The following is a 7001-nucleotide window of genomic DNA, read 5'->3' on the forward strand; positions in this document are numbered from 1 at the left end:
TTTGGTGCTTGTAATTTGTGTTTTACAAGTTGAATGCTTCCTTCACCTTATCAACATAGTCCAATTTTTCCCAAGTGAAAAGTTCAACTTCTTTTGTAATTTGTCCATTATAAGGACTTTCAAAAGTTTTGGTAATGGTTTTTGGCTCACGGCCCATATGCCCGTAAGAAGCGGTTTCGGAATAAATTGGGTTTCTCAATTTCAACCTTTTTTCAATAGCAGCAGGGCGCATATTGAATATTTCTGAAACCTTTTTTGCTATGTCGCCATCGGAAATTTTTACGTTTGATGAGTTGTAAGTATTCACCAAAATAGAAGTTGGTTCCACAACTCCAATTGCATAGCTAACCTGAATTAAAACTTCATCGGCAACACCAGCAGCAACAAGGTTTTTCGCAATATGTCGCGATGCATATGCAGCACTTCTATCAACTTTACTCGGGTCTTTTCCACTGAAAGCACCACCGCCGTGGGCGCCTTTTCCGCCGTAAGTGTCAACGATAATTTTTCTTCCCGTTAATCCAGTATCGCCGTGAGGCCCACCGATTACAAATTTTCCGGTTGGATTTATATGATAAACGATATCATCATTAAACAATTTTTGAACATATTCTGGAAGCAATTTTTTCACTCTTGGAATCAAAATTTCCGTGATATCCTTTTTGATTTTCGAAAGCATTTTTTCGTCTTCGTCAAAGTCATCGTGCTGTGTGGATACAACAATTGCAACAATTTTCTGTGGAACATTATCGTCGCTATATTCAATAGTTACCTGGCTTTTCGCATCGGGGCGCAAATATTTTATTTCGTTTTCTTCACGGCGAAGCGCAGCCAATTCAATCAAAATTTTATGTGAAATATCCAATGCCAATGGCATATAGTTTTCGGTTTCTTTGGTAGCATAACCGAACATCATCCCTTGGTCACCAGCGCCTTGTTCTTCTTTGTTTTCACGGTCCACACCTTGGTTGATATCTTGCGACTGTTCGTGAATTAAAGAGATAACCCCGCAGCTATCTCCGCTAAATTTATAAGCGCCTTTGGTGTAACCAATTTTGTTTATCACATCGCGAGCAATAGTTTGTACATCAAGGTAAGTATTGCTCTTCACTTCGCCAGCCAAAACAACTTGTCCGGTGGTAACTAAAGTTTCGCAAGCCACTTTTGACTCTGGGTCAAAAGCTAAAAAATTATCTAAAAGCGCATCGCTGATTTGATCCGCAACTTTGTCTGGGTGTCCTTCGGAAACACTTTCCGAAGTAAATAAATAGGCCATAAAATGGTTTTAAAAATTATATTTTTCAGAAGATTTGACGAGAGCGCCGAAGGGAAGTTTTCACTGCCTTTAGCATTTTTTATTGAGGTTGCAATCAGTCAAATCTTTCCTCTTAATTTGTCTTGCGCAAAAGTAAAAAAATTAAATGAACCGCAATTTTATTTAAAGTTTTTTGGCGAAAAATTTGGTTATTAAATTTTTCTGACGCTATATTTGCCCTCACAAAGTTCAAAACTTTATTGAAATGTTATCAAGAAAGGCCGAGGGAATAGACCCTATGACGCCTTAGCAACCCTTTCTCCGGAAAGAAGGTGCTACATTCTACAACGATTCTGAATTTTAAGAATTGACGATAGATAACGACAAGACAATTTTTTCGATTCTGAAAAATTTGCTTTCATTCTTTTTAACATTTTTCTATTGAAGTACGTCGCAAGGCGCATTTTGACTTTTGGTTTAATCTATTTATTAACTCAAAAAAATTAGAAAAATGAGTGCAACAAAAATTATCCATTCCATTCCAAGTGATCCGTTAACTGGGGCTATTTCCGTTCCGGTTTACCAAACTTCAACCTTTATCCAAGAAGCGCCGGGCGTTAACAAAGGTTTTGATTACGCCCGAAGCAACAACCCAACCCGCAAAGTGTTGGAAGACGTAGTTGCTCAACTTGAAAATGGACATTCCGGTTTTGCCTTCGCCACAGGTTTGGCAGCGATTGATTCAGTTTTGAAATTGCTTTCTGTAGGAGACGAAATAGTCGCGGTTGACGATATTTACGGCGGAGCGTACAGACTTTTTACCCATGTTTACGAAAAACTTGGCATAAAAATAAACTACGTTGATGCCACAGAAGTTGAAAACATTGCAAACGCAGTTTCAAAAAAAACAAAACTGGTTTGGATTGAATCGCCAACCAACCCAACTTTGAAAATTTCAGATATCGAAGCCATTTCAAAAGTTGCGAAAAGTGTAAATGCGCTATTGGTTGTCGACAACACTTTTGCGTCACCAATTGCCCAAAAACCAATTGATTTGGGTGCAGATATTGTAATTCACAGCGGTACCAAATACATCGGCGGCCATTCTGATTTGGTTGCAGGTTTGGTGATTACAAACACGCAGGAACTTTCAGAAAAAATAAAATTTGTTCAAAATGCTTCCGGCGGAATTTTAGGTCCGTGGGATTGTTTTTTAACCATTCGCGGAATTGAAACACTTGATATTCGTTATAAAAAGCAATGCGAAAACGCGCTGAAAGTTGCGTTGTTTTTGGAAAACCAAGATGCGGTTGAAAAAGTACATTACCCAGGTTTAAAAACCCATAAAAACCACGAAATCGCCAAAAAGCAGCAAAATGGTTTGTTTGGAGGGATTGTTTCCTTCAGTTTAAAAAATGACACACAGGAAGCTGCCGTAAAATTCGTAACCAACACAGAATATTTCAAATTGGCGGAAAGCCTTGGTGGCGTTAAAAGTTTGCTTTGCCATCCCGCGCAAATGACGCACGCTTCCATTCCGCGTGAAATTCGTTTGAATGCTGGAATTAACGATTCACTCATTCGACTTTCCTGCGGAATTGAAGATGCTGACGATTTGTTAAACGATCTTTCCAAGGCATTTAAAACCATTGAAAAATCTAAAGAAATTTTAACCTATTAAACAAAAAAAAGATGAGCGCAGCAACAGTTGAAATTCCTTTGGAACAATTGATAAATCTGGAAAAGATTAAAAAGAAAAAGATAAACATCGCCATTTTCGGCCACGGAAATGTGGGAAGCCATTTGGTGGATCAAATCATTTCATCAAAAGAAGAAATCTCCCGAAGACGCGATTTAGACCTAAATATTTTTGCAATCGCAAATTCAAAAACGGTCTTACTTCGGCAAAATGGATTGAACAAAAACTGGATTGAAGAAAAAATTGAATCGGGAAAAAGTTATAATCCCGAAGAGGTAATTTCCTTCGCAAAAACCAACAACCTACAAAACCTGATTTTAGTTGATAATACAGCAGATTCAAACTTCGTTCAAAATTATTCGGCTTTTGTGGAAAACGGTTTCCATTTGGTTTCCTCAAACAAAATCGCCAATACGTTGGATTTGAATTTTTACAAAGAACTTCGCCAAAAACTGACTTCCAAAAAACGTCAGTATTTATATGAAACGAATGTGGGCGCTGGATTACCGTTGATTGATACAATCAAGCTTTTGCATCTTTCGGGCGAAAATATTACACGAATTCGCGGCGTGTTTTCTGGTTCGTTGAGTTATATTTTCAATACTTTTTCGGAAGAAGATAGAACGTTCAGTTCAGTTTTAAAATCGGCAATTGACAAAGGTTTTACAGAACCCGACCCACGCGAAGACCTTTGCGGAAACGACGTTGGACGGAAATTGCTTATCTTGGCCCGTGAATTGGATTTGCACAACGAATTTGAAGATATTTCAATTCAAAATTTAATTCCAAAGGATTTACGCAACGTTTCAAAAGGAGAATTTTTAGACCGTTTGCAGGAATTGGACGTACCGTTTCAAATCAAAAAGAAAAACCGACCGAAAGATTGTGTTTTTCGTTACGTAGCAGATTTACACGGCGATTTGTCAAAAGAAACGGGTGCAATTTTAACCGTAAATTTAACTTCAGTTCCCAAGAATAGTATGTTGGGCGCTCTTAAAGGAAGTGATTCCATTTTTGAAATTTACACCGAAAGTTATGGCGACAACCCGATCGTTATTCAAGGCGCGGGGGCGGGAGCCGCAGTTACGGCTCGTGGGGTTTTTGGGGATATTTTGCGGATAAGCGATAAAGATTGAAAAGGACACAAGACTCAAGACTCAAGACCGCTTCGCTGAAAGATAAAAGACTAAAATTAATTTAATGAAAGTTTCACTAAACAGAATAAACGACAACTATCTTTTTGAAGCAAAAAGCGCTTCGGGAGTTCCAGTTTTAATCGACAATAAAACCGACGAACCTTCAAAAGGCGCAAGTCCGATGGAACTTTTGTTGATGGGCGTTGGCGGTTGCAGCGCGATAGATGTGGTGATGATTCTAAAAAAACAGCGGCAGGAAATCACTTCCTATAAAATGGAAGTGGAAGGCCAGCGAAAGGAAGTGCGCGACGCAAAACCCTTTGAATCAATGCACGTAACGCTGTATTTGGGAGGCAAAATTGACGAAGCAAAAGCCATCCGCGCAGCGCAACTTAGTTTTGAAAAATATTGTTCGGTTTCTATAACGCTGGAAGCTTCGGTGAAAATCACTTACAGCATTGTACTTAATGGAAAAGAGATAAAATGAGGTATGTTTGAAAAGACAAAAGGACGAAAAGACAAAATGACAAAAAGACAAGGATCAATTCCTTTTCGTTCTTTCGTCATTTAGCGAAGCGGTCTTTTGTCATTCAGTATAGCCAAAAGAAATTTTGTATTCCCAACTTTATGATGTTACTTTGTATCAGTTCATATTCATAGTTAAAAGTTATCAAGAAAGGCCGAGGGAATAGACCCTTTGACGCCTTAGCAACCCTTTCGCCAGAATGAAGGTGCTACATTCTATCCGTCCCGAGACTTCGGGAGCGGAATAGATAACAACAAATAGGTTTTTCCTTCACCTTTTCTTGATATAATTTTTTTATGGCGTGCCCCTTCGGGTCGGCCTTTCCGCTGCAATCTTTTTTTCGTGCCTCAAAAAAAGGATTTCCGCTACAATCCCTCACGCAAATTTGAACTTCAATTAAAAATTAGGAAATGAATAAAATACAACAAGCATTACAAAACCGAATCCTTATCCTTGACGGTGCAATGGGCACAATGCTGCAGCGCTATAAATTTTCGGAAGAAGGTTTCCGTGGCGAACGGTTTAAGGATTTTCATAAATCGGTACAAGGGAATAACGATTTACTTTCTATAACCCAACCACAAGCCATTGCTGAAATCCATTCAAAATATTTCGCCGCGGGAGCAGATATTGTTGAAACCAACACCTTTTCCAGCACTACCATAGCAATGGCCGATTACGACATGCAGGATTTGGTTTATGAATTGAATTACGAATCCGCAAAAATTGCTAAAAAAGTAGCAGATGAATTCACCGCAAAAGAGTCAAACAAACCCCGTTTTGTAGCAGGAGCTATTGGTCCGACAAACAAAACCGCAAGCATGAGTCCGGACGTAAACGATCCCGGTTTTCGGGCAATTTCTTTTGAAGAATTGCGCGTTGCCTACAAGCAACAATGCGAAGCCTTAATTGATGGCGGCGTGGATTTGCTTTTGGTCGAAACCATTTTTGATACGTTGAATGCAAAAGCAGCACTTTTCGCAATCGATGAAATTAAAGAAGAACGGAATCTCGACATTCCAATAATGATTAGCGGCACAATTACTGACGCTTCCGGAAGAACGCTTTCCGGTCAAACGGCAGAGGCATTCTTGATTTCAATTTCGCACATTCCACTGTTGAGCGTAGGTTTCAATTGTGCTTTGGGCGCCAAACAACTCACTCCCCATCTTGAAGTGATTGCAAGCCGTACCAATCTTGCCGTGAGCGCCTATCCAAATGCAGGGTTGCCAAATGCGTTCGGCAAATACGATGAAAGTCCGCAGCAAATGGCTTCGCAGATAAAAGAATATCTCGATAAACAATTGGTAAACATCATCGGGGGCTGTTGCGGGACAACGCCAGAGCACATTAAAGCCATTGCTGAAATTGCTTCAAAATATAAACCGCGACCCATTTTTCAATCTGAAAACCTTGCTGTATGATTCCAACGAAACAAGAAGTTGAAGAAGCGTGTAGGCGAGTAAAACCGTATGTTCACAACACACCAGTTTTAAAATCTTCCTATTTAAATGAACTTTCCGGTGCTGAGATTTTCTTCAAATGTGAGAATTTTCAAAAAATGGGCGCTTTCAAAATGCGGGGTGCAACAAATGCAATTCTGCAACTTTCCGAAGCTCAGAAAAAAGAGGGAGTAGTAACGCATTCCTCTGGAAATTTTGCGCAGGCACTTTCATTGGCGGCGAAGAATCTGGGCGTAAAAGCGTACATCGTTATGCCAGAAAATGCACCGCAAGTTAAAAAGGAAGCAGTAAAAGGTTATGGCGGAATTATAACAGAATCAGAATCAACGCCAATTGCTCGTGAAGCTGAAGCGGAACGGATTCAAAAAGAAACCGGCGCCACATTTATCCATCCTTCAAACGACAGAAATGTAATTCTTGGCAATGCGACTTCCGCAGCGGAATTACTGCAAACGCATCCCGATCTCGAATATGTTTTTACACCCGTTGGTGGCGGCGGATTAATTGCCGGCACTTCACTTTCGGTAAAATATTTCGGTGAAAATTGCAAAACAATCGGCGGCGAACCTTTTGAAGTTGACGATGCTTTTCGAAGTCTGAAAAGCGGAAAAATAGAATTCAATGAAACCACAAATACAATTGCGGACGGATTGAAAACATTCCTCGGCGATGTCAATTTTCCAATAATAAAAGAATTGGTTTCAGAAATAATTCGTGTTGAAGAAACCGAAATCATTTCAGCAATGAAACTCATTTGGGAACGAATGAAAATTGTTGTGGAGCCTAGCAGCGCAGTTGCTTTTGCAGCTTTGCTTCGCGAAAAAGAACGGTTTATAAATAAAAAAGTTGGAATTATTATTTCTGGGGGAAACGTTGATCTGAAAAATCTTCAGTTCTAAAAACTCTGCGTTCTCTGCGCCTT

At 39.6% G+C, this 7001-nt stretch carries 5 protein-coding genes, 1 pseudogene and 2 riboswitches; of the genes and pseudogenes, 5 read left to right on the forward strand and 1 reads right to left on the reverse strand.

Translation table 11 applies throughout. The features are described 5' to 3' along the window. Positions 1-22 precede the first annotated feature (22 nt). Positions 23-1276, reverse strand: coding sequence for a methionine adenosyltransferase (gene metK, locus A7A78_RS10080; protein ID WP_068762330.1), 1254 nt, complete (start codon positions 1274-1276; stop codon positions 23-25). A gap of 244 nt (positions 1277-1520) precedes the next feature. After that, positions 1521-1639: riboswitch (SAM riboswitch) on the forward strand. A 127-nt stretch (positions 1640-1766) separates the two neighbouring features. Between metK and A7A78_RS10090 the strand changes: the two genes are divergently transcribed. The 5 genes and pseudogenes from A7A78_RS10090 (at position 1767) to A7A78_RS10110 (ending at position 6978) form a co-directional block, all read left to right on the forward strand. Beyond that, the gene (locus tag A7A78_RS10090) at positions 1767-2936 is read left to right on the forward strand and encodes a trans-sulfuration enzyme family protein (protein WP_068762332.1); all 1170 of its coding nucleotides are present in this window, start codon (positions 1767-1769) and stop codon (positions 2934-2936) included. Continuing rightward, positions 2918-4090 (forward strand): annotated as a pseudogene (locus A7A78_RS10095) (homoserine dehydrogenase family protein); the annotation flags it as partial. The gene A7A78_RS10090 and the pseudogene A7A78_RS10095, both read left to right, overlap by 19 nt. A gap of 64 nt (positions 4091-4154) precedes the next feature. Then, the gene (locus A7A78_RS10100; RefSeq protein WP_068762334.1) at positions 4155-4577 is read left to right on the forward strand and encodes an OsmC family protein; all 423 of its coding nucleotides are present in this window, start codon (positions 4155-4157) and stop codon (positions 4575-4577) included. Between the two features lie 177 nt (positions 4578-4754). Next, positions 4755-4870: riboswitch (SAM riboswitch) on the forward strand. 156 nt (positions 4871-5026) lie between these two features. Continuing rightward, the gene (locus A7A78_RS10105) at positions 5027-6040 is read left to right on the forward strand and encodes a homocysteine S-methyltransferase family protein (RefSeq protein WP_068762335.1); all 1014 of its coding nucleotides are present in this window, start codon (positions 5027-5029) and stop codon (positions 6038-6040) included. After that, the gene (locus A7A78_RS10110; protein ID WP_068762336.1) at positions 6037-6978 is read left to right on the forward strand and encodes a pyridoxal-phosphate dependent enzyme; all 942 of its coding nucleotides are present in this window, start codon (positions 6037-6039) and stop codon (positions 6976-6978) included. Before A7A78_RS10105 ends, A7A78_RS10110 begins: the two co-directional genes overlap by 4 nt. The last annotated feature ends 23 nt before the right edge of the window (positions 6979-7001 follow it).

It is taken from the genome of Aequorivita soesokkakensis (assembly GCF_001641085.1).
Taxonomy (GTDB): Bacteria; Bacteroidota; Bacteroidia; order Flavobacteriales; family Flavobacteriaceae; genus Aequorivita; species Aequorivita soesokkakensis.